The following is a 23,186-nucleotide window of genomic DNA, read 5'->3' as shown; positions in this document are numbered from 1 at the left end:
TCTGTATTGTGGGGAAGACCCCTGTTGAATCATGTGCGTATAAATGTAAGGAAGACAGGCATTATTTTATAATTTTTCAGGGCGGATTGGCGAAAATGATATAATATCACCCGTATCCCCTGAAAAGCGTAGAAACATCCGCATGAGAATTATGTAAAAGATAGCATGAATTGTATAACAGCTCCCGTCCCGTTGCATCGTAATTTTACATCATCAGATTAATTATTCATCAACAGATAAAAAGAATCAACATGAACGCAACACAATTCAAAACGAATATCAAATGCTCCGGATGTATTGCAACGGTAACGCCTGTACTAAATAAACTGGTAGGCGCCGATAACTGGGAAGTAGACCTGGCCAGCCCGGATAAAATACTTACCATTACAAAAGAAAACCTGGATAAAAGCGAAGTCAGGGTGGCGATAGAGAAAGCCGGTTACAAGGCAGACGCATTAGCGTAACAACAGCAGCATGGAAGATATTATCAACAAGTAAAAACTAACAGATATGAAAAAGATATTAATGACAGGCATCGTATTGATAGCTGCATTTATGCAACAGGGTATGGCACAGGATAAAACTGTTTCCACACAGTTATCTCCCTTACTCTCTTTATACTACAATATTAAAGATGCACTGGTGAGCAGCAATGCGGGAGTGGCCGCTGCCAAAGCAGATGAGTTTGTAAAAGCCGCCGCCCAGGTTGATATGTCATCCATGCCGCCCGCTGTTCACAACGCTTATATGCCACTGGCTGCAAAGCTGTCGGCAGATGCCAAAGCCATCGCTGAAGCAAAAGACATCAGCAAACAACGCGAATATTTCAAAACATTCTCTGATAATTTCTACCAGCTCGCCAAAGCAGTACCGCTTTCTGCGCAGCCGGTGTACCAGGAATACTGCCCCATGAAAAAAGCTTACTGGTTAAGCAGCAGCAACACTGTTAAAAATCCTTACTACGGCAGCCAGATGCTCACCTGTGGTAAAGTAAGCGATACCATTAAATAGTTATTTAATTATCCGTATGAAAGCAGTATTCCTGTATATAACATTGATGAGCCTGTGTAGTATTGTTACTGCACAGGCTTCTTTAAACACCACGCCAAAGGTGGTCCGCTACGATTTGTATGTGGGCGACAGCATGGTACACTACTCCGGTAAAATGAGCCACGCACTTACTATCAACGGCACTATTCCCGGACCAACCCTGCACTTCACGGAAGGAGATACCGCAGAAATCTACGTACACAACACATTAAACGAAGAAACGTCTATTCACTGGCACGGCCTGATATTACCCAATCAATACGACGGCGTTTCCTATCTTACCACACGGCCCGTGAAAGCCGGTGAAACACATCTGTACCGCTTCCCCATTGTACAACACGGTACCTACTGGTACCACAGCCACACCATGTTCCAGGAGCAAAGCGGTATGTATGGCGCCATTGTTTTGCATGAACGAAAGGAAACTACCGGTAAAGAATATACGTTGTTGCTGAGCGACTGGACCGATATGCACCCGCATACGGTAAACAGGTACCTGCATAATGCCAACGACTGGTTTGCTATTAAAAAAGGATCGGTGCAGAGCTACGCCGAAGCCATACAGCACAAGCATTTCAAAACAAAAGTGACCAATGAATGGAAACGCATGAACGCCATGGATGTGAGCGACGTATATTACGAACGCTTCCTGTCCAATGGTAAAGAAGCAGATACACAACCGCAGTTTAAAGCCGGTGATAAAGTAAGATTACGTATTGTAAACGGCAGCTCCTCTACTTATTTCTGGCTGAACTATGCCGGCGGTAAACTCACCGTGGTGGCCAATGATGGCGCGGATGTAGAACCTGTGGAAGTAGACCGGCTCCTGGTGGGCGTATCTGAAACTTACGATGTAATAGTAACCATCCCCGATAATATGCAGTACGAATTCCTCGCCACTGCAGAAGACCGTACCCGGTCCACCTCCCTGTGGCTGGGCCAGGGCATGAAAATGCCGGCGAAGCCATTACCCCGCCTGAAATATTTTGAGGGTATGAAGATGATGAATGATATGATGAAGATGGATGGTAACCTCGATACCAGCAGTGGTATGCAGATGAGCAACCAGGTAATGGATATGAACACCGTGATGTATCCTGAAATCACCGGCGATGATAAACCCATGAACCACGCAGGTCATGATATGCACAACATGCAAATGGATAGCGCTGCCGGGGATATCGTAACCCTGAACTACGGCATGCTGCGGGCGCCGGAAAAAACAACGCTGCCGGACGGCCCCGTTAAACTCCTGCATTTTGAACTAACGGGGAACATGAACCGTTATGTATGGAGCATCAACAACAAAGTAGTATCTGAAACAGATAAGATCTTAATAAAGAAAGGGGAAATTGTACGGATCGTGTTGTACAACAATACCATGATGCGGCATCCCATGCACCTGCACGGACATTTCTTCCGGGTACTGAACGGGCAGGGCGAATATTCACCGCTGAAAACCGTACTGGACATCATGCCGATGGAAGTAGATACCATTGAGTTTGCAGCTACAGAAAGCGGCGACTGGTTCTTCCACTGTCACATTCTGTATCACATGATGAGTGGCATGGGACGGGTGTTCAGCTACGAAAATTCACCACCTAATCCTGAAGTGCCGGACCCTGCAAAAGCATACCGCATGCTGAAGAAAGACGACCGCATGTTATACCCGATGGCACGCGTAGGACTGGAAAGCACCGGCAGCGACGGAGAAATTGTAGTGGCGAATAGCCGTTACCGTTTGTCCACCGAATGGCGCGTAGGATTAAACGACCGGAATGGTTATGAAAGTGAAAGTCATTTTGGAAGATACCTCGGTAAAAACCAGTGGCTGTTCCCTTACATCGGCTGGGACGTGCGTTACCGCAAAATGGATGAACCTGAGAAGAATCTCTTCGGTCAGCAAAATACAAAGGACTTCAGGCAGGTATTTCACGCGGGCCTGGAATATACTTTACCCATGCTGATTGTGGCCGATGCGTCTGTAGATACAGATGGCAGGGTACGGGTACAGTTAACAAGAGAAGATGTACCCATTACAAGACGGTTACGTTTTGGTTTTATGGTGAACACCGATAAAGAATATATGGCAGGGTTCCGGTACATTGTTACAAAGAACTTTGCATTTTCCACGCATTACGACAGTGATATGGGACTTGGCGCGGGCATTACATTAAGCTATTAAAACTTACAGCAATGGAACATCAGCATCAGCACAACACCATGAAAATGGAGCATGAACATGCCACCATGAACCACGGGGCGCATCACGATCATCATGCCATGATGATCGCCGATTTCAGGAAACGTTTTTATGTAGTGCTGGTACTGACGGTACCAGTAATGTTGTTGTCAAAGATGATCCAGCACTGGCTGGGTATTTCTTTTACATTTTCCGGAGATGCCTATGTTTTGCTGATATTATCTTCTGTAGTGTTTATATACGGCGGATGGCCTTTCCTGAAAGGATGGTGGGACGAAATGAAAAGCCGGGAGCCGGGCATGATGACGCTCATAGGCTTTGCCATTACGGTAGCCTATGTATATAGCGTGGCTACTGTATTCGGATTGCAGGGCATGGACTTTTTCTGGGAGCTTACTACCCTGATCCTCATCATGCTGCTGGGGCACTGGATTGAAATGAAATCGGTGATGGGCGCCTCGCGGGAACTGGAATTATTAGTGCAGCTGATGCCCGATGAAGCGCACCTGGTGCATGGCGATCATGTGATGGAAGTAAAAACCGCGGAGCTGAAAGCCGGGGACATCATCCTGGTAAAACCTGGGGAGAAAGTAGCTGCGGACGGCGTTATCCTGGAAGGCAGCACATCGCTGAATGAAAGTATGCTCACCGGTGAGTCGAGGCCGGTAGAAAAGCAGGCGAACGATAAAGTAATTGCCGGGTCCATCAATGGCAACGGCGCCATCAAAATAACGGTTACGCATGGCGCAGCGGATTCGTATTTGTCGCAGGTAGTAAAGCTGGTGCAGGATGCGCAGCAGTCCAGGTCGAAAACGCAGTTGCTGGCCGACAAAGCTGCGCGCTGGCTCACGGTGATCGCCATTTTGGCCGGTATCGCTACTTTTTTATACTGGTGGCTGAGTGGCCGGGAGTTGTCGTTTGCCATAGAGCGCATGGTAACGGTGATCGTGATCTGTTGCCCGCATGCGCTGGGACTGGCGGTGCCGCTGGTGATTGCAAAATCCACCGCTTTATCAGCACGGCATGGACTGCTGATCAAGAACCGGACTGACTTTGAGAATTCGAGGAAGATCACCACCCTTGTTTTTGATAAGACAGGTACCCTCACGGTAGGCCGTTTCGAGGTGGTGCGGTTTGAATCATTGCAGCAGGGTATTTCCAAAGAAGAGATCCTGAAAATGGCGGCTGCGCTGGAAGGGAGTTCCGAGCATCCCATTGCCACGGGTATTACCGGTAAGGCGAAAGAAATGCAGCTCACCCTGCCGGCGGCGGAAAATGTAACCGCTATCACCGGGAAAGGCATCACCGGTAATATTGCCGGGAAAACGGTACAGGTGGTGAGCCCGGGTTATGCCGGGGAGCATTTCAAGGATGCCGCTACTGCTACCATTCAGCCGGGGGAAACGCTGGTATATGTTGTAACGGACAACACGGTGGCGGGCTTTATTGCGCTGGCGGACCAGATCCGGCCGGAATCGGCAGGCGCTATTGCCACGCTGAAGGAAAACCGGATCAAAACAGTGCTGCTTACCGGCGATAATAAAGTGGTGGCAGAAAGTGTAAGTAAAACGCTTGATATGGACAGCTATATCGCGGAAGTGTTGCCCCACCAGAAACTGGATAAGATAAAAGAACTGCAGCAACAGGGCGAATTTGTGGCCATGACCGGCGACGGGATCAACGACGCCCCCGCGCTGGCGCAGGCTAATGTGGGTATTGCCATCGGCAGCGGGAGCGATGTGGCGGCGGAAACAGCCGGCATCGTACTGGTGAACAGCAACCCGCAGGACGTGGTAAACCTGATCTTATTTGGGAAGGCTACCTACCGGAAAATGATCCAGAACCTCGCCTGGGCAACGGGTTATAATATTGTGGCGCTTCCACTGGCCGCCGGCGTGCTTTATAAGCAGGGGATTTTGCTGAGCCCCGCTGCCGGAGCGGTTTTGATGACGGTAAGCACGGTAGTGGTAGCTATTAATGCCAGCCTGTTAAAAGTAAAGGGTTCCGGGAAATAAATAATCTCATTAATCATTAAATTGCAGTAGATTTATGCATGTGATATAACTGATTTTTACAACTGTTTTACTTTGTCAGCTATCTGCGGATGCCCTCTCAAAATATAGCCATATGAACATCGGTCAACTTTTTCACCGTGTTGTGAATACCGGAACCTCCCGCCAGGAGGAATCACTGGCAAAGGTGACCAGGATGGTCAATACTTTTTCTGTTATTACCACCGCTCTTTGCCTCTTATTCGGCGCCTTTATTTACCTGGGTACCGGCAAGCTGGATCTGCTGATCCCCGCCTATATTGAAGCCGGACTTTTCCTGGGTGTATTGCTCCTCAATGCCGCAAATAAACCTGTTTTAGCCAGTATAGCCTTTGTTGCCATTAACAACGTAGCCATTGTTTATTTCAGCGCCGTAATGGGCATGCTAACGGAAGTACACCTGTTATTCCTGTTCCTGCTCGGAGCGTCGCTCATGATTTTCAGGACCCGCACGCTGGTAGTAGCCAGTATTGTGGTAGCCGTGGTGTCAGTAATAGCCTGCGAAATCAATTATTATCATGCACTGATCACCCCTATGGAAATGGGGCATGACCAGCAATTTCTTATCCGCTGGATAACGCTACCCGCTATCCTCCTGCTGGATGTAGCTACTATCTTCCTGTATGTAAGAAAACTAAAAACGCTCAATACAAAGCTGACAAAAGCCACTGATGAGAAAACGATTTTTGTGAGGGAAACCAGTCATGAAATCCGGAACCCGCTGAATGCCATTTACGGTATCAGCCAGGACCTGATGATGAAAGTACATAAAGAAGAACGCTACAACGATATACGCCCGGAAATAGAGCACCTGTATTCCGCTACCCACAACGTTTTACAGATCATCAATAATGTGCTGGCCATTTCTAAAATAGAAGACGGCGCGGCGCATGCCATTCATCCCGAATCATTTAATATCCGCGAACTGGTTTCTGATAAAATCATCGTATACCAATACATCGCTGATCTGCGGGGAATAAAGATCAGGGCAGATATTGCAGAAGAGATGCCCTGCTATATACTGGCAGATAAAAACAAACTGGCGCAGGTGCTGAATAACCTGCTGTTTAACGCTATCAAATTTACCCGTACCAACAGCCTTATTTCAGTAGGCGTGTCGCACGAGGGAAGCCAGTGGCAGTTCCTGGTAAAGGACCAGGGACAAGGTATTCCTGACGCCGACCTGGTTACGCTGTTTACGCCGTTTAAATCGGGTAAAAGCGATTTTGAAGGTACTGGTCTTGGGTTGCCCATTACAAAGAAATATGTGGAGATGATGGGTGGGAAGATCACCGTTACCAGTATCCCTGAAGAAGGGGCAACATTTATTGTGCGGTTACCGCTGACAGTGAGCGAGGCGCCGTCGCCTGCCCAGGGTGGCTGGATGGAATTAACCTTGCATAAAGGGCTGAAAAGCCTGGTAATTGATGATAATGAAATGAGCCAGGTGGTATTGTCCAACTTTCTGCGCAGGCTTGGCTTCACTACCATGGTGGCCGGCAGCGGGGCAGAAGGTATTAACAAAGCAATGGATGAAAAACCGGATCTTATTTTCATAGATAGTTATATGCCGGGACTTAGCGGGAAAGATACCCTTCAGAAGCTCGGTGATATACCTGCTTTAAAAAATATTCCGGTGATCGCCGTATCTGGCGATGCATTCCAGGAGTCGATCGATGATATGCTGGGCGCGGGCGCCAGGGAATATATTTCCAAACCTATTGATCTTAAACTGTTGAACAATACGGTAAATAAAGTATTGTTCCAATAGTTACGCATATACATACTGATAGCGGGTAGTATCCTTACCACTCCAGTCGATGTTGCCTTTCATCATTTGTCCCAATGTTAAAATATACCGTTCCAGTACCGGTCGTACGCCAGCTGCGCACACAGCGGTGAGCACATCGGCGGTATTGTTGAACAATGCAACTTCAGAGTTGTGGATCTTCACGGCCTGTTCTACAGCCTGGTCCAGTGTAAGCTGCTGGTGATGCTTTAACAGCATTACCAGGTTCAGTTCATCGCCGAGTTCTGATTCCTTGGAGAAGGAGTAGAGGTCGTTGGCCCAGCAAATGGTACGACTGCAATACAGTCCCATGTTTTTCACCTGCGTGTTTGCGCGCAGGTCGGCGGGCAAATGGATGGCGCCCATGAGGGTGGCCAGTTCCAGGAAAAAGTTAGCGCCACCGATTTGTGGACGAAAGCGCATGTAATCTTTCAGGGAAATGTTGCGGGCATGATCTACATGTTGCATACGCCAAAGGTTGGCAGTAAAGGCATCCTTCAGGCTGCGGGCAAAACGTGCCTGCCAGGCCCGGTTGCTGATCCGGCACATCCGCTGCCAGATATCGCTCATGGCCGCCAGCAGGGGACCGCCGCTTTCCAGTGTGAATGTACGGCCGGCTTGCAGGATCTGCATCATGTGATGGGCCATGCGCTCAAAGCCGGTATTAAATTCATTGGGCGCCAGCGCATCGAGATGATCATCCCACAAAAAAAGAAGCGTGTTAAAATCGCTCGCAATACATAAAGAAAAGAACGGCGCATCCGGGAACATCCTGGCCACCATCCAGGTGAACTTCTGGTCGTGATAAGCATTCCAGGAGCTTTCGTCTGTGGCAAGATGAAAAGCATGAACCCAGTCGGTCGTATGCGCATCCGCTTCATATACCTGCGGGTGCAAACGCTGAGGATAAGGACAATAAAGTTCCGGGCGGGAAATGGTTGTAAACATGACATATTGTATTTAAAAGTGAATAGATAAAACTTGTTGGCTGATAGCTGGTTTTAGATTATTTTACAAAAATATCAATGTACAGGACGACCTCCGAAAAAATAGCAGAAACACATTTACGGCATTAAACAATTGACCAGTTCAGCCGTTATAGTTATAAGCAAGTCATTAACAGTTACTGTAATCAACCATCATAAGCAAGTGAACAAATCGCGCAATTCAAATCAGTCAATAGCATAAGTATTATCAACCTTAAAACTCACATGTATGTGGACATGTTTACGTTCCTGCAAACGCGGAGCATTTTCTTTATACCTGATCCTCTGCTGTACTGCTGCAGCCTTTGCCCAAAACATTAAAGTCACCGGAACAATTACTTCCACAAAAAAAGAAGTAATACCCGGTGTTTCTGTATTACTGAAAGGTACTAAAACAGGCAGCGTTTCCGATGCAGCCGGCAACTATTCCATCAACGCACCGGCTAATGGCGTACTGATCTTTAATGCTATCGGCTACCTGCGGCAGGAAATTCCCATTAACAACCAAACCACTATCAACGTTACCGTAGTGGAAGACAACAAACAGCTGGGAGAAGTAGTGGTTACGGCTTTGGGTATTACCAAAGCCAAGAAGAGCCTCGGCTTTTCGGCCACCGAAATCAAAGGCGCCGACCTCGCCATCACCAATGAAGTGAACCCGGTAAATGCCCTGCAGGGAAAAGTAGCCGGCGTGCAGATAGACCAGGGCGCAGGCGGACTTTTTGGAAGTACCAAAATAGTGATCCGCGGTAACTCCACCCTCCGCAATAACAACCAACCCATTTTTGTGATCGATGGCGTGATCGTAGATAATGGTACGTTCAACGGCACCGGGCGCGACTTTGGTAATGATCTGAAAAACCTGAACATGGAAGACTTTGAATCCGTTACCGTACTCAAAGGATCATCCGCCGCCGCGTTGTATGGCTCCCGCGCTATTAACGGGGTAATTCTCATCACCACTAAAAAAGGACATGAAAGAAAAGGTTTAGGCATTAACGTTAGTCAGACGTTTAATGTATTCAAACCTTATTCCGGACCCGACTTCCAGAACGAATTTGGCGGTGGTACCGTGGGCGGATTCTTCACCGATAACCGCGATCCCAATTATAAACCAAACGAACAATGGAGAACAAAAGTGTTCCCCACCGATCCCAGTTCAGGCAAGCCGTATATAGACCGGCAAATTGGACGGGAGCTGGAAAACTGGGGTCCCCGCTTCGCCGGCCAGGATGTGATCAACTACGACGGCACCCCCACCAAATATGTAGCGCAGCCCAATAATTTCCTCGACGCATTCCAAACCGGTCATGGTTCCGCTACCAACGTATCACTCGATGGCGGTAACGACCGATCCACTTTCCGCGTATCCTATACCCGCGACCAGAGCGAAGGTATCGTTGCCAAAAACACCCTGCTTAAAAACAGCGTAGAAGCGCGCGTTACCCATATCATCAATAAATTCCTGAGTGCCGATGTAAGTGCCAACTACACCTACTTCACCGGAAGGAACCCGCCACGGTTGGGTGGTCTCGATGCCTTTGCATCCTATAACTTTGGTAAGTTGTTTACCTGGATCTTACCACGTAACTATGATACAAAGTACTGGATGCAGAAAGAACATTATACCAGCACACTTGGCGGCGCACCCAACCCGGCAGATCCCAACGAAACCAACAAGTCGCCGGAGTCCCGCTTCTGGTTTAATTTATTTGAAAACGATTATTTCCAGAATGAGCAAACCATCCGCGGTCGTGTAGCCATTACCGCTAAGCTCACCCCCTGGGCCAACCTCGTGCTGGAAGGCAACGTGAATAACCTGTACACCAAAAACGAAAACAAGGAACTGGGACAGGGACAGAATTTCACCGGCGGCTTATACGGTCTTGGTCATACGAGCAAAGAAAGCTATTTCTTTAAATGGATGGGTACCATTAATAAAACCCTCACCAAAGATCTTGACCTCAGCGGTTACATAGGCGGTGAAACCCAACGTTTCCAAACTACCTATAACTACAGCGAAACAGTAGGCGGGCTCAGTTATCCCGGCAACTACTTCCTGGCAAACTCCGTAGAGAAACCAAAAGCAGAAGGCGGACTAAAAAGTAAGAAAGCCTTTAACTCTATTTACGCCAGTGTGGACCTGGCCTGGAAGAACCAGTTGTTTGTGCAGGGTACTTTCCGCGGCGACTGGTCCTCCGCGCTTACTTATACCAATGGCAGCGGTAATTATTTTTATCAGTACCCGGCTGTCAGCGTTTCCTGGCTGTTCTCAGAAACCTTTAAACTGCCTGCATGGATTTCCTATGGTAAGTTAAGAGGTAACATCGCCGGACTGGGTAATGATACCGATCCTTTTACGGTCAATCCCGGATTTGCGTTTAACGGTTACACCTCCTCCGGTGGACTGGATCTGCCCATCTCTACTTACAGCCGCTATCCCGATCCGCTTACCGGTAAGTTTATTGCACTGGTACCTGATCTGAAACCCGAAAGAAAAGTGGCCAAAGAGCTGGGTATGGAAATGCGTTTCCTCAAAAACAGGGTTGGCTTTGATGTATCTGTTTACCAGGATAATACCAAAAACCAGATCCTCGATATCGGCACTCCGCCGGAATCCGGACTGGAAGGCATTATTATCAACGCCGGAAATATCCAGAACAGGGGATTGGAAATTATGATAGACGGAACACCGGTGAAATCCAACAGTTTTGAATGGAACACCAGCGTGAACTACTCCCTTAACAGGAACCTCATTAAATCCCTGTATCCCGGCAGAACAGAGTACGACCTGAAAGCCAATGTAGGAGAAATCAGTACCTGGGCTATTGTAGGTAAATCTTACGGTACCCTCCGTACCACCATTCATTCAAGAACATACCAGGCTACAGATGCCAACGGCAACCCGATAGACGATCCCAATAACGGGAAACCGGAACTGGCCTGGCGCTCCGATGCGCGCGCCGGATTCCCCGCCCGCAGCAACACCTTACAGGATGTAGGTGATATCAATGCGAAGTTCCGTGCCGGATGGAGCAATACTTTCCGGTTTAAAAACATTTCGCTGAATGTATTACTGGATGGCAAATTTGGTGGCGACTTCGTATTGCTTACCTATCGCTATGGCACACATACCGGCGTATTGCCCAACACCCTCCAGGGCAGGGATGCCGAACATGGCGGCATTACCTGGACCAGCAAGTATGATCAGCAAACCTACGACGACGGTCTTATTCCCGATGGCGTATTTGCCAAAGGCCAGATGGTAACCATGCCTGATGGCTCACAGGTAAACGTTGGCGGCCTGACCTATCAGCAGGCTTATGAAAAAGGATTTGTAGAACCTACCCACGCGCCGCAGTTTTATTATCGCTATGGTTCTTCCTCTACCGGTGTTTCCGATTACTGGATCAAAAAGAATTCCTGGATTTCTTTGAGACAGGTGTCTTTAGCATACCAGTTTTCACCGGCACTCTGTAAGAAGCTGATGCTGAATAATCTTAGCGTGGCGATTGTTGGCCGCGACCTGTTATACCTGTACAATTCATTGCCTTTTAATTACAATCCTGCTTCCAATAATTCCAATAACACGGCCTTCTCCGGTGAAGAAGGATTTCTGCCGATGGTACGCTCCATTGCAGGTACCATCAGGGTTGGGTTCTAAGGAAAAATAAATTGTACAAACAAAAAATCAAGATCATGAAAAATACATTTCAATATATAAAAACCGGTTTGTTACTGGCACTGCTGGGCGTTAGTTCGTGTTCTAAAAATTTCGGGGATATCAATACCAATCCAAGTCTTGTTGCCAAGCCGGATGTAAAATTCCTGTTGAGTTACTCGCAGGATAAAATCATTACCTACCAGGGTACAGAATGGGTATGGGAAAGCATGGAACAACTGATGCGTTTTACGCAGCATGTTACTTCCAGTCCCTACGAAATCACCAACAATGTAAACACCCGGTATAATAACTATTACCTGCAGATTTTACCTAATCTCTTTGAAATAAGAAAGCAGGTAGATGCCATGCCGAATAAAGACGAGTACCAGAAGATTGCTATGGTAACCTATGTATTACAGGTGCTTCACGGGCTGAAAGTAACAGACATGAACGGTTCCATTCCTTATTCACAGGCAATTGAGGGCCGCTACCAATCGCAATACGGACCTGTATATGATGAGCAGCCTGCCCTGTTCAACAACTGGCTTTCACAACTGGATGCGGCCATTGCAGTGCTGTCGAACAGTGCGCTTCCCGCACAGGTAAGCTACGGTCAGTCGGATATTTTTTATCAGAGCGACTGGATCAAATGGGTGAAGCTGGCCAACACGCTCAAACTTCGTATAGCAGCCAGGTTAGAGAATGCCGATAAAGCAAAATGCCAGGCCGTATTCCAGCAGGTATTAAAAGATCCTATCGGGCCTATTGATGGCGACGATTCACAGGTGAAATATCTTAACAGCACGTATACGCCCTTTGGCAACGGTGGAGATATCGACTACCGCAGCCGTCGCTATGCCACCACTTCCATTATGGCGTTCCTGAAAAAGAGCGAGGACCCGCGTTTACCGGTGTATTTTGAAAAGAACGACCTGGTAGGCAGCTATAAAGATTCGCTGGCCAAATACAACGTTACCTTGCCGGCTTTCATCAATCCAAATGATCCGCTGATCATGTACCAGGGCGGTCCGGCCGACTGGACCACCAATCCCACTGTGGCAGCGTATATCGGTAATGGATTTATTGTAAGTCAGTATACCAAATACAACCTGATATCGCCTATTAACCGCCGGTTCTTTTCTCCCAAGCTCAACTCGGCTACCGGCAACTTCCTGGATGTACCGGTTACCTATGCAGAAACCTGTTTTTATTTAGCAGAGTTTATACAGAAGGGATATGCCGGGGGCGCGGATACCAAAGGAACGGCGGAAGACTGGTATAAAAAAGGCATTACGTCTTCCATTCAAACCATGAATGCGATTGCTGTTGCAGCCGGTTCTACTACGGCTTACACCGGCACGGGGTTAACTGAAATCAATGCTTATCTGAATAATGCGCAGGTGAAATTCAACGGGGTGAATAACCTTGAACGGATTTACATACAGGCTTACCTGAGCATGTACCGGCAAGCTAATGAAGCCTATGTATTTTGCAGGCGCACCGGTTATCCAAAAACGGGTTCTGCTTACTATGGCAGGGAAACGTTTAATGAGCTGATACCGCGCCGGTTCTGGCTTACAGATCCCGGTGAAGTAAACAGGGCTAACTGGAATACCGCTATGCAGCAACAGGGCTTTACGCCCAATGCGCAGGATTTGCCTACACTGAGTTCGCAAAGGATCTGGTATGATAAACAGGCGCCGGAGTTTGGAAAGGGATTGTAAAGAGAAGGAAAGGGGTGTTTCAGAAGAGACACCCCTTTTTTATTGCAACAAAAAAATAAAGTAAGCCGGATACCTGATGAGTAAACATTCCCACAATTCCTTAATATTGCGGAACGGGTGAGGCAAGCACTAAACTATCTCCCTGTCTGTGCCTTTTAATTAAATAGTTTTAAACCGATTTATTTGCCGGATATTCCTTTATATGCTGAGAAGGAGCTGCTTACAGGTATCGCAGCTGGCGATCAACAGGCTTTTGCGCAGTTATACCGGCATTACTGGAACGAGGTATACCACCTTGCGCTCTCCTTCCTGAAATCGCCTGCACAGGCGGAAGACACTATCCAGGAAGTATTTGTAAAACTCTGGCATAAAAAAGAAACGCTTCCGGCCCTGCAGGAGTTCCGTCCTTATTTTATGGTGATGGTGCGTAATGAGATCATCAATACTTTGCGCAGGAATCACCGTCACCTGCTGATCCAGGGCATGGAACCGGTTATTGCCGGCACAGCGGAATCTCCGCAGGAAGCGCTCATGAACAGCAAAGAAGCCACTGTGCTGGTAAAGGAAGCGCTAAGCAGCCTGCCGGCCAGGCAACAGCAGATCTTTAACCTCAGCCGTGAACAGGGCCTCACACACGAACAGATCGCCCAACAAATGCAGGTGTCCAAAAAAACGGTCGCTAACCTCATCACCCTTACCCTGAACCATATCCGCGGCCATCTTAGCCGGCAGGGATATCTTCCGGAACTGCTTTTCCTGGTCATTATCTGCCAGGGATAAAAAAAGTATTTTTTTTTCGGGAGTACTGCTATTTATTTCCGTGGTATATGTACACGGATGTGCAGGAACCATAATCAAACATTCATGAACACGTCATTTGTTGCGCTAATAGAAGCTTATCTCACAGATTCGCTGACTCCCGGACAGGAGACAGCATTTATTGCTATGCTGGAAGATCCTGCCAACCGTGATATACTGGACAGATTTATAGCAGAAAAAGCGGCAACGCAATTATTAACCGGGGAGGAGGATGTTGACCGCAGGGAGAAGAACCTGCTGGCCCTGCAGGATAAACTGCAACAGGCAGATCCCCCGGTTCGCCGCCTTCGTGTTCTGCGCAGATGGGGATGGGCCGCCGCATCACTCCTGCTTATCCTTGCAGCAGGAAGTTATTTCCTGTTATCCGATTCACCCCATGTGCCGCCTGTATCGCAGGACCTCCGGCCTTTGCCACAAATTACACCCGGGAAAAACGGGGCAGTGCTTACGCTGGCAGACGGTTCCCGGGTTGTGTTAGACAGCTTGGGTAACAGCGTTATTGCCAGTCAGAATGGAACACAGGTAGTATTAAAAGATGGCCAGCTGGCATATCATCCCGGCGGACAAGCAACGGCGGAAGTACTATGGAATACCATGACTACCCCACGGGGAAGGCAATTTAAAATTATTCTTCCGGATGGCACAACGGTATGGCTGAACGCAGCCTCTTCTATCCGTTATCCTACAGCTTTCAGTGGATCGGAGAGAAGAGTGGAGGTAACCGGGGAAGCTTATTTTGAAGTGGCAAAGAATGAGCAGATGCCCTTTCAGGTAAGCATTAATCATGAAGCGGAGGTGCAGGTGCTGGGAACAGAATTTAATATCAACGGCTACACGGATGAACCTATGATAAAAACTACCCTGCTGGAAGGAAGTGTGAGGATTGTAAAAGGAAAGAATACCAGGATCCTGAAACCGGGGGAACAGGCGCTCATCCATGCTGCCGGTAGCTCGGATGCGGAAATTGAGGTGATGGCAGGCGAGGCAGAAAAGGCCGTTGCCTGGAAAAAAGGAATCTTCAATATGGAAGGAGTAGAAACCGCAGCATTTATGCGGCAGCTTTCCAGGTGGTACGACCTGGAGATTGTGTATAAAGGACCGGTGCCTGAAAGAACGTTTCATGGAAAGCTTGGAAGGGATCTTCAGCTGTCACAAATACTGGAAGTGCTTTCACAATTTAATATACGGTATAAGCAGGAGGGGAAAGTTTTAACGATAGAATAAAATCACCATTAAAAATAAATAACAATGAAGTAAGATCAGTCCAGGTCTGGAAAAAGAACCGGAAGTGTTTGCAGCACTTCCGGCGGATAGCTCCGGTTGATCCTGGAAACAATTTGCATTGCTCAATACAAGACTGCTTTATTATCAACCAAAAACCGTTACGAAAGTATGCAATTTACTGCTATTTGTAACCGGACGTCATTTCTATTGGCTTATTTCCGGTTTTCATGCTCAACACTGCGAGTTATGAGGCTAACTGCTTTTATTCTTTTATTTTTTTGCCTGCACATATCGGCAAAAACCTATTCCCAGAAAGTTACCATTACCGGGAAAAATTTAAAACTTGAAAAAATCCTGGCGCTGGTTGAACAACAGACAGGATTTATTGCGCTGTATGATGAAGAGGTGCTGAAAACGGCTAATCCTGTTACAGTAGCCGCCAACAGCCAGCCGCTCGACTTATTTCTAAAGGATGTTTTCAAAGGTCAGCCTGTTGGATATTCCATTAAAAATACGTCTATTATTATCAGCAAAAACACTACACCTGTTCCCAGGATGCTTTATGTCCCACCCGTTACGGGCATTATCCGCAGTGTTTCCGGAGAGCCGTTGCAGGGCGTTTCTGTTCAGGTAAAAGGAACTTCTTATGGTACTATGACGGATGCTGCCGGAAAGTTTTCACTCAGCGCGAAAGAAGGAGATGTATTAACTATTTCCTATGTGGGATTTCTTGGATTGTCTGTGAGTGTAACCGGTTTGGGAGGTGTAATACTGATTTCAGCAGAACGGCAGGGACAAAAAGGAGAAACGCAATCTTCCCTGTTAAATAGTGCGGAAGGACTTGTGATCCACCTGTCGCCATCCGTAAGTCAGCTGGAAGTGGTGACCGTTAATACCGGTTATCAACAAATTTCAAAAGAAAGAAGCGCCGGCGCGTATTCCATTCCTGATCTGAATATTGTAAGGAACCGCAGTTCCAGTATGAATATTTTGCAAAGACTGGATGGCCTGGTGCCTGGTTTGGTGATCAACAATTCGCCCGGCGCAGCGAGGGATGGAAGCACTTTCCAGATACGCGGACTCACCACTATCAATGCGGATAAAAATCCTTTGTATGTGGTAGACGGAATGCCGATGACGGACCTGTCTTCCATTAATCCGCAGGATGTTGCCGATATCAGCGTGCTGAAAGATGCTACCGCTGCCTCTATATGGGGGGCAAGGGCTTCCAATGGGGTGATTGTAGTGACCACCAGGAAGGGCGTTAACAGCCGGAAAATAAAAGTGGACTATGATGGTTTTATCAGCTTACAGGGAAAACCGGATATTGATTATTTCCCGATATTAAACAGCCGGCAATACATCCAGGCATCGCGCGAAACCTTTGATCCCGCAGGATGGCCTTATAGTAATGCTACCGCCTACAATCCTGCAATGGCTAATCATGTAGGGCTAAGCCCCGACAGGCAGATCCTGTACGACATGTCGCGGGGCGCGATTTCTACCGGCCAGGGGAATGCGAAACTGGACAGCCTGGCGGGGATCAGTAATCTCAGCCAGATGGAAGATATCTGGTATCGCCCGGCCAGCCTGATGAATCATACTGTTTCCGTATCAGCCGGCAGTGAGAAGTATACTTTTTATGGCTCTGTGGCTTACACCAATAAAACAGACAACACACCAGGCAATCGTGATAATACCTATAAAATAAATACCCGGCAGGATATCAGCTTCAATAAGCATATCAAAGTATTTGTGATTGCAGATCTTACCAACCAGTTAACATCTGCTCACAGGGCTGTTTCACCGGATAACCGCTTTTTACCTTACCAGCTGTTCAGGGATGCTGCCGGTAAAAACATTTCCATGTCGTATATGGGATACCTGAGCGATGAAGCCAGGGCCGATGCTTCCGCCAGAAGCCGGATCAACCTGGACTATAATCCGTTGGATAATATAAATACCGGCTTTACAAAAAGTAATGGTTTTATTGGCCGTATTAATACAGGGATCACTATCAATCTCCTGAAGGGACTGCGTTTTGAAGGAATGTACGGATACATTAAAGGAAACAACAGAACTACGCTATATGATGATAATACTAATTACCAGCAGCGTATTAACATCGTTAATTTTACGGTAGCCAGTACTCCTTCCGCCACACCGGTGTATTACCTGCCAACCAAAGGCGGTCAATATACCGTTTCAAACATTCACCAGGATAACTGGATAGTGAGAAATCAGCTGGTATATGACCGCAGCTGGCAGAATACCCGTCACCAGTTTACCGCTTTAGCCGGGCAGGAAGGACAGAGCCAGAAAAACATCCTCAATAGCAGCATGCTGTATGGCTATGACCTTAATCTTCAAACCTATTCCCTGCTGGATTATAGTACACTTACTACCACTGGTGTTAAATCGCCGGTGCTGCCGCTGTTATCTTCCGGTTCTTTTCTAAATGGCAGTACGCTTTTCAACCAGTCGGAAATTGAAACCAGGTTTACTTCTTACTATATTAATACAGCGTATACTTTTAACAGGAAATATTCCATCAATGCTGCCTGGCGTAATGATCAGAGTAACCTGTTTGCCCAGAACAAATCCGCCCAGCGAAAACCGGTATGGAGCGTGGGCGCCAAATGGGACCTGTGTAACGAGCCTTTCTTTGAAACGGTAAAGGGTGTTAACAATCTTTCCCTGAGAGCGACTTATGGCATTACGGGAATTTCCCCTACGCCGGGCAGTGCCGCTTCCTTTGATGTGCTGGCGCCAAGTGTAGCGCCCAATGCGCCCGGCGGACAGGGACTCTTCGTTGCCACAGCCGCTAACCCGCGTCTTACCTGGGAAAGCACCAAAACTTTTAATGTAGGTATTGACTATGCCGTACTGGGCAGCCGCCTGGTGGGCTCGGTAGACCTGTACCAGAAAAAAACATCCAACCTCCTGGGTAACCTCCCGGTAAACCCGCTTACAGGCTATACCACCATTTTTGGAAACATTGGAGATATCACCAATAAAGGAATAGAACTGTCGGTCTCTTCCGCCAATATCACGAAAAGGGATTTCAGCTGGGTCACCATATTGACCATGTCTTATAATAAGAATGAAATAAACAACCTGGTGCAGAAAGTACCTGTTATTACAGGTTCGCAGAAAATTGCACAGAACTACCTGATGGGCTATCCTGCCTTTGCTGTTTTTGCCTACAATTTTGCAGGGCTCGACGAGCTTGGTGATCCGCTCGTAAAGCTGTCGGATAAAACAATAACAAAAGGGGTAGCAGCAGTACAGGCAGATGATGTGCTATATATGGGCGTTTACCAGCAACCCTGGAGTGGCGGCTTATCCAACAGTTTTCGCTATAAGGCATTGTCGTTGAATGTAAATATTATTTATAACCTGGGGCATGTAATGTTCCGGGATGCTAACACTGTTTACTCCGGCTATGGCTTTATCAACAACCAGGATTTCCATTCCGGTAACCTGAATGCAGAATTTGCCAATCGCTGGAAACAGCCTGGAGATGAGGCCAAAACAAATGTTCCTTCATTTGTGAGCAGTGAATCTGCCGCTACATCACGTCGTAATACGAATTATTATGTGTACGGTAATCTGAACGTAGTTGATGCTTCCTATGCCAAAATAAGAGACATCACCTTGTCGTATGCCATGCCCGTTTTTATTGTTAAAAAGCTGCATGCAGAGCAGTTGTCGTTCCGGCTGCAGGTGTCTAACCTGATGTTGTGGAAAGCCAATCATGACAATATAGATCCAGAGTTCCAGGATGCGAGGTTTGGCTACAGATCTGTGCGTGCCAATCAGGGAGCCATCACCATCGGCGCTCATTTAACACTATAAAAATTACTACAATGCTGCGTGTAAATAAAAGTATCCAAAAGCTATTACCCGGATTGCTGTTAGTTGTGGGGCTGGTTGCCTGTAAAAAGGATTTTCTTGAAATCAATCCTAAAGGAAAACTGATTGCTGAAAAAACAGCAGACTATAACCTGCTTTTAAATGGCACCAGTCTTTCCACTAATCCATTGTTACCTCAATATGCTTTGGGAGATGAAGTGGCGGCGGTAATGCCCCATTTTTCCGGCGCTAATTCCATATTAAGCGATGAGAAAGCATTCAGATGGGAAGCTGATATATATCTCCCATCAGACAATACCTCTGAATTAACAACCCTCATGAGAAATGTGTATGTATACAATAAGATCATCAATGAAGTGATGGATTCAAAAGAGGGAGAAGAGGCGCAAAAGCAATCTATCCTGGCGGAAGCGCTGGGCGGCAGGGCATGGTGTTATTTTATGCTGATCAATTATTATGGTAAGCCTTATAATGCCGCTACTGCTGCTACTGATCCTGGTGTACCTAAAGTTACGGTGGCCGATGTAACGCAAACAAAATTTACCCGTGCAACGGTGAAGGAGATCTATGATTTTATTGTTGATGACCTGACCCGTGCATTACCCTATCTGCCTGCGCAGCTCACCAACCGCATACGGATGTCGAAAGCCGCAGGAGAAGCGTTGTTGGGTAAAGTATATGTGTTCATGGGGCAATTCGACAAAGCGCTCATCCATCTTGATGCTGCTGTAAATGATTTATCAGGCGCCAGTATACCGGTAGGATTATATGATTTTCAGAAAGAGTTATCTGCAGGAGGCGCTTTTACCCCCATCAGTCCATTCTTCGGGCCGGCAAGAACCAGCTTGTACAACGACCAGGAAGTGCTTTATCTCCGTCAGTCGCTTAACTACTATACGCAATATATATCTGGTGTGGTGATCAATGCTGCAACGGCTTCCTTATATACTGCCGGTGATTTCCGGTTACAGTTTCTATCTCCTTATCCCTTACTGGTGTTTACAGAAACGTATCCCAGAGGAATGCTGAGAGGATGGGGAAGAGGATTCACCAACCTGGGCGCAGGTGTGCCCGATATCTACCTGTTAAGGGCAGAATGTAAGGCCCGGCTCAATAACATTGCCGGAGCGGTTACCGATATGGAAGCATTTCGGCAAAAAAGGATGCCGGCTGCTGAAGCAGTTATTCCTGCTGCTATTGCTGCTGATCAAACAGCGCTGACAAAATTTATTTTGGAAGAAAGAATCAGGGAGTTTGCATTGGAAGGATACCGCTGGTTTGATATGCGCCGTCTTTCTGTTGATCCTGTTTATAAATCAACGGTAGGCAGTACCCACATTGTTTATAACATGAGCGGGGTACTCCAGAATACGTATACATTAAAACCCGAACGGCTTACACTTCGTTTTCCGCTATATATTATTAACAGCAATCCTGGTATGGAGCAAAACCCTTAACCACTATAGGAAAGTGGGCTATATCTTTTTAAATAACAAAAGTATAAATACAATCAAATGAGAAAATTATTTTTCATCTGTCTGCTTAGTGCAGCATCCGCCGGATTACAGGCACAGAAAAAAACAACGATCATCGCAAAAGTAGATGGCCTTGAAAAAGACACTGCATCATGGGGGCTCCATAGCTTTGATTATTCCGTGTTTCCGCAGGCAGAAATGCATCTTAAGGCTAAGCCAGGAAGTGATCATAAAGTGAAGTTTCAGTTTGATCTCGCTCACCCGCTGGAGATAACGTTTTATACCAACCGGACGTCGGTAGCGGTTTTTGTGGAGCCCGGCGATAGCCTGGAACTGAGCTATGATGCCGCTAAAAAAGATTCCACCCTTGCATTTAGCGGTACAAGGGCAAAAAATTCTGAAATATTAAATAAGCTGAATAGTATTTTTGCAACAGACTGGAATAAACTCGACAGTACCACCACACCAAATAGTTTTACTGCATTTTACAATAATGTATATGCCAAACAAGAGGCCCTGTTAGCGCAAAATAAGAAAGTACTTAGCCCTGCTTTTTATAACTATGCACAGGCTTCTGACTATGCTTATAATTTATCAGGATTGATCAGCGTTCCAGGGCTTTTGCAGATGGTTAAGCAAAAAAAGAAATCTGATTGGTTGCCTTCCGGTTACTGGTCGTACGTCAATAAAATTAAACTGGAAGAAAAATGGCTCGTTAATCCAAACTATATTAAATTACTTAATTATTCCTATCCTTCCCTGCTGCTGGATAAAACCCGGATGGACCAGCACAAATTTGATGAGCCGATGGAGAGAGGTGATAAATTATTGAGTATGTATGAAATCCAGAAAGAAAAGTATAAGAAGTATCCTGCCATCATGGAAAGAGTGTTACCGTGGGCTATGGAAAATTTGCTCAATAGCGCTACCGATGTCAGCGCCCGGAAAGGTGTACTGGATGACTATCTCGAAAATTACAGTAAAAGTGATGCAGGAGGCACTGCCCTGAAAGCCTTGTATGGCAGGCTGGCAGCTGTTAGTGTAGGACAGGTGCCGCCAGCTTTCACCATAAAGGACCTGACAGGAAAAGATGTTTCCCTGGCCGATTTTAAAGGTAAAGTGGTGTATATCGATTTCTGGGCCAGTTGGTGCGCTCCCTGCCGGGCACAGATGAAGGACGCTGCACCTGCATTGCACAAGCGGTTTGAAGATAATAAGGACGTGGTATTTCTTTACATCAGCATAGATGAGAGTGCCAGTGCCTGGAGAAAAGCAATTGATGATGACAAGATAGAAGGTATTCACCTGTTGTCTGACAACGGCGGAAAGGGGCGTGTGGCGCAATTGTTCAACATCAGCGGGGTGCCGCGTTATATGATCATTGATAAGCAGGGAAAAGTATTTGATAATGATGCTCCCCGGCCAAGTGAAGAGAAAACAGTAACAAGAATAAACGATGCCCTTAAAGCTTCCTGATGAAATAATAAAGGGACTGGTGTTTTTGTACCAGTCCCTTTTATAGATGTTTCTTACTTCCCGGATACTTCTCCGATACTTCTTGGATACTTCTCAGATACTTAGGACTCGTCTATGTGTCGTATTCCCTATACAGTTCCCATACAGTCCCTATACACTCCCCATACTGTTCCCATACACTCACCATACACTCATCATACACTTCCAATACACTCCCCATACACTATGACCGGTTCTGACCGGACGGATTACGACATAATCCGGCAAAAAGCGGCAAAAGCGGCATGTTTATTTTTATGCACTTCCACCGATGCGTAATTTCGAATGGAGAATTTGTCCGGGTAGTTACAAAGTAGCCGCTATCCTGTTAACGGTTTCTTTCAATGCTGTTAAAGAAGTGGTACTGGTCACCTTATTTACTTTCATCCTGATAATTTTATCTTTCTTTCTTACCATGATCAGCTGGAAGTTGTTGCTGTCGCTTTGAAAGAAGCCTTCGTCGCCGGTATTGTTGAGCAGCTGGATGTTGCCATTGCGGCGGTTATCATCGAGGATGCCGGTGTAAGTTTTTTGCGCGGCAGCTACAGACCTGTACTGTTCGTAGTTGTAGTATACATGACCGGTTTCCCCGGAAACAGGGTCCGATTCCACGGCCGTAAAAGCACAGCGGTACTTCAGGGCGTCGCGCTCCTGTTTTTCCGACTTCAGGGTAAGCAGTGCGCTCTGGCCCAGTATTTTTGCGGCGTCTGTAGGAGTGAGGTAGAAGTAGGGAACGGTATCTGCGGCAAAGCCTGATGAGATCAGGGGAAGCAGCAGGAACAGAAAGAGCAGTGTTTTCATAACGGTATC

The 23,186-nt window shown here is 46.9% G+C and carries 14 protein-coding genes; 12 read left to right on the top strand and 2 right to left on the bottom strand.

Annotated elements, in window-relative coordinates:
• The first annotated feature begins 251 nt into the window (after window positions 1-251).
• From B5Z18_RS03475 to B5Z18_RS03455, 5 genes are all read left to right on the top strand, one after another.
• Window positions 252-464 (top strand): heavy-metal-associated domain-containing protein, encoded by a 213-nt coding sequence (locus B5Z18_RS03475; RefSeq protein ID WP_079467999.1) that lies wholly within the window; start codon window positions 252-254, stop codon window positions 462-464.
• A 46-nt stretch (window positions 465-510) separates the two neighbouring features.
• On the top strand, window positions 511-1,011 hold the full coding sequence (locus tag B5Z18_RS03470) for a DUF3347 domain-containing protein (RefSeq protein WP_200817192.1): 501 nt from the start codon (window positions 511-513) through the stop codon (window positions 1,009-1,011).
• A gap of 16 nt (window positions 1,012-1,027) precedes the next feature.
• A complete protein-coding gene (locus B5Z18_RS03465) occupies window positions 1,028-3,235 on the top strand; it encodes a multicopper oxidase domain-containing protein (protein WP_079467998.1) in 2,208 nt (735 codons plus the stop codon).
• 11 nt (window positions 3,236-3,246) lie between these two features.
• On the top strand, window positions 3,247-5,268 hold the full coding sequence (locus tag B5Z18_RS03460; RefSeq protein ID WP_079467997.1) for a copper-translocating P-type ATPase: 2,022 nt from the start codon (window positions 3,247-3,249) through the stop codon (window positions 5,266-5,268).
• Between the two features lie 112 nt (window positions 5,269-5,380).
• Entirely contained in the window at window positions 5,381-7,075 is a 1,695-nt protein-coding gene (locus B5Z18_RS03455; RefSeq protein WP_079467996.1) for an ATP-binding response regulator, read from the top strand.
• Here B5Z18_RS03455 and B5Z18_RS03450 read toward each other — a convergent pair whose 3' ends face one another.
• Window positions 7,076-8,041 (bottom strand): terpene synthase family protein, encoded by a 966-nt coding sequence (locus tag B5Z18_RS03450; protein WP_079467995.1) that lies wholly within the window; start codon window positions 8,039-8,041, stop codon window positions 7,076-7,078. It abuts the gene before it with no gap.
• Between the two features lie 267 nt (window positions 8,042-8,308).
• Here B5Z18_RS03450 and B5Z18_RS03445 point away from each other — a divergent pair, with 267 nt between their 5' ends.
• The 7 genes from B5Z18_RS03445 to B5Z18_RS03415 all read left to right on the top strand — a co-directional run bounded on the left by B5Z18_RS03445 (window position 8,309) and on the right by B5Z18_RS03415 (window position 22,337).
• Window positions 8,309-11,743 (top strand): SusC/RagA family TonB-linked outer membrane protein, encoded by a 3,435-nt coding sequence (locus B5Z18_RS03445; RefSeq protein WP_079467994.1) that lies wholly within the window; start codon window positions 8,309-8,311, stop codon window positions 11,741-11,743.
• A gap of 35 nt (window positions 11,744-11,778) precedes the next feature.
• Window positions 11,779-13,467 carry a SusD/RagB family nutrient-binding outer membrane lipoprotein gene (locus B5Z18_RS03440; protein ID WP_079467993.1) on the top strand — a complete coding sequence of 563 codons (1,689 nt, stop codon included), beginning with the start codon at window positions 11,779-11,781 and terminating at the stop codon, window positions 13,465-13,467.
• A gap of 183 nt (window positions 13,468-13,650) precedes the next feature.
• Window positions 13,651-14,247: an RNA polymerase sigma factor gene (locus B5Z18_RS03435; RefSeq protein ID WP_159454175.1), complete on the top strand. Its 597-nt coding sequence runs from the start codon at window positions 13,651-13,653 to the stop codon at window positions 14,245-14,247.
• A gap of 84 nt (window positions 14,248-14,331) precedes the next feature.
• Complete coding sequence (locus B5Z18_RS03430; RefSeq protein WP_159454174.1) at window positions 14,332-15,510, top strand: FecR domain-containing protein; 1,179 nt, start codon at window positions 14,332-14,334, stop codon at window positions 15,508-15,510.
• 246 nt (window positions 15,511-15,756) lie between these two features.
• Window positions 15,757-19,368, top strand: coding sequence for a SusC/RagA family TonB-linked outer membrane protein (locus tag B5Z18_RS03425; RefSeq protein WP_159454173.1), 3,612 nt, complete (start codon window positions 15,757-15,759; stop codon window positions 19,366-19,368).
• A gap of 11 nt (window positions 19,369-19,379) precedes the next feature.
• The gene (locus tag B5Z18_RS03420) at window positions 19,380-20,843 is read left to right on the top strand and encodes a RagB/SusD family nutrient uptake outer membrane protein (protein ID WP_079467989.1); all 1,464 of its coding nucleotides are present in this window, start codon (window positions 19,380-19,382) and stop codon (window positions 20,841-20,843) included.
• Window positions 20,844-20,900: 57 nt separating this feature from the next.
• Window positions 20,901-22,337 (top strand): TlpA family protein disulfide reductase, encoded by a 1,437-nt coding sequence (locus B5Z18_RS03415; RefSeq protein WP_079467988.1) that lies wholly within the window; start codon window positions 20,901-20,903, stop codon window positions 22,335-22,337.
• A 345-nt stretch (window positions 22,338-22,682) separates the two neighbouring features.
• On the opposite strand, the gene B5Z18_RS03410 is transcribed toward B5Z18_RS03415, so the two are convergent.
• Window positions 22,683-23,177, bottom strand: coding sequence for a hypothetical protein (locus tag B5Z18_RS03410; protein ID WP_079467987.1), 495 nt, complete (start codon window positions 23,175-23,177; stop codon window positions 22,683-22,685).
• Window positions 23,178-23,186: the final 9 nt, after the last annotated feature.

Source organism: Chitinophaga ginsengisegetis (assembly GCF_900168065.1).
Classification (GTDB): Bacteria; Bacteroidota; Bacteroidia; order Chitinophagales; family Chitinophagaceae; genus Chitinophaga; species Chitinophaga ginsengisegetis.
This window is presented reverse-complemented; position numbering and strand designations above follow the sequence as displayed.